Here is a 1,503-nt window from a genome sequence, read left to right on the forward strand (position 1 = left end):
CGCCCGCAACGTCTTACAATTACCACCTGGTCAGGGTCCACCCGACACCCGGTACTGACGGAGAACAACGGAAGGTGAACAAACAGCAACAAACTGCGCTGAATATGGCGCGATTTATCAAAAGCCAGAGCCTGACACTGCTTGAAAAACTGGATGCTCTGGATGCCGACCGAGTAGGCAGCCTGGCGGCTGCGGCTTGTCATGGTCTGGAATTACCGTTATAAAAAAAGATAATGTCATTGTCTTTCAGGTAGTTATATGGCCCGTTCAGCTAAACCCCGTAAACGCAAACCCGCACCACAAAGAAGCAAACTTCCCCGCTATGTTGTGAAACTTCATCCGGATGATTTTTTTGACGAAGAAGACGCTGAAGTTCTGCGCTTTGATAATTTTGACGATGCCGTTGAGTGCTGCGCTGACCTGGGTATTCCGTTCTTTCTGGATGCAGGAAACAAAAAGCTGGTCTTCTGGTTTGTTCGTGTCGATGACGAAGGGTATCCGGAAATAGCCCGCTGTACGGAGCGGGAGTTTGCAACCATTCTTGCCGGTATCAGTGCCGGTGGTATGTACTGCCCGGAATGCGGCACAGTTCACTGGCCGGATGGCGTTACCCCACCCGTCTGATGCTTCCCCGTTTTGCCGATATTTTTCAGCAGGGTAACCGCTGGCTTAACTGGCTGGAGAAACAGCCGGAAGGTTCAGTGCGTCCGGTGGTGACTGAGTCAGTGACAAAAATCATGGCATGCGGGACCACGCTGATGGGCTACACGCAATGGTGCTGTTCGTCACCGGACTGTTGCCACACCAAAAAGGTCTGCTTCCGGTGTAAAAGCCGCTCCTGTCCGCACTGCGGGGTGAAGGCTGGCGCACAGTGGATACAGTATCTGCTGAGCCTGGTCCCCGACTGCCCGTGGCAGCATATTGTGTTCACACTTCCCTGCCAGTACTGGTCCCTGGTGTTCCACAACCGGTGGTTACTGGCAGAGATGAGCCGCATTGCAGCGGATGTGATACTGGAAATCTGCCATCAGACAGATGTGGAGCCGGGGATATTCACGGTGATCCACACATGGGGGCGTGACCAGCAGTGGCATCCGCATATCCATTTATCGACAACTGCCGGTGGTGTGACGTCGGGCCACACCTGGAAAAATCTTCATTTTTACGCCCGTAAGGTGATGAGCATGTGGCGTTACCGGATAACGCGGCTACTGTCCCGGAAATACCCGGAGCTGGTAATACCGGATGAACTGGCAGTGGAAGGAAACAGCAAACGGGACTGGAATCGCTTCCTGGACACGCATTACCGCCGCGGCTGGAATGTCAACATATCCAGGGTGATGGATAACGCCACACATGTGGCGGTGTACTTCGGCTCTTACCTGAAAAAGCCACCGGTGCCGATGAGTCGGCTGGAGCATTATGCCGGTCAGGATGAAATCGGTCTGCGTTACAACAGTCACCGTACAAAACGGGAAGAATACCTGTTGATGAGTGGAGATG

2 protein-coding genes and 1 pseudogene are annotated in these 1,503 nt (G+C 53.4%); all 3 read left to right on the forward strand.

What is annotated here, in order from left to right:
* Positions 1-74 precede the first annotated feature (74 nt).
* A pseudogene (locus tag GH664_RS22680) lies at positions 75-170 on the forward strand (Rop family plasmid primer RNA-binding protein); the annotation flags it as partial.
* An 88-nt stretch (positions 171-258) separates the two neighbouring features.
* Positions 259-624 carry a hypothetical protein gene (locus GH664_RS22685; RefSeq protein WP_000124098.1) on the forward strand — a complete coding sequence of 122 codons (366 nt, stop codon included), beginning with the start codon at positions 259-261 and terminating at the stop codon, positions 622-624.
* The coding region (locus GH664_RS22690; protein ID WP_153170304.1) for an IS91-like element IS91 family transposase at positions 624-1,503 on the forward strand (880 nt) is incomplete at its 3' end. The genes GH664_RS22685 and GH664_RS22690, both read left to right, overlap by 1 nt.

The organism is Thauera sp. 2A1, assembly GCF_009469595.2.
Taxonomy (GTDB): domain Bacteria; phylum Pseudomonadota; class Gammaproteobacteria; order Burkholderiales; family Rhodocyclaceae; genus Thauera.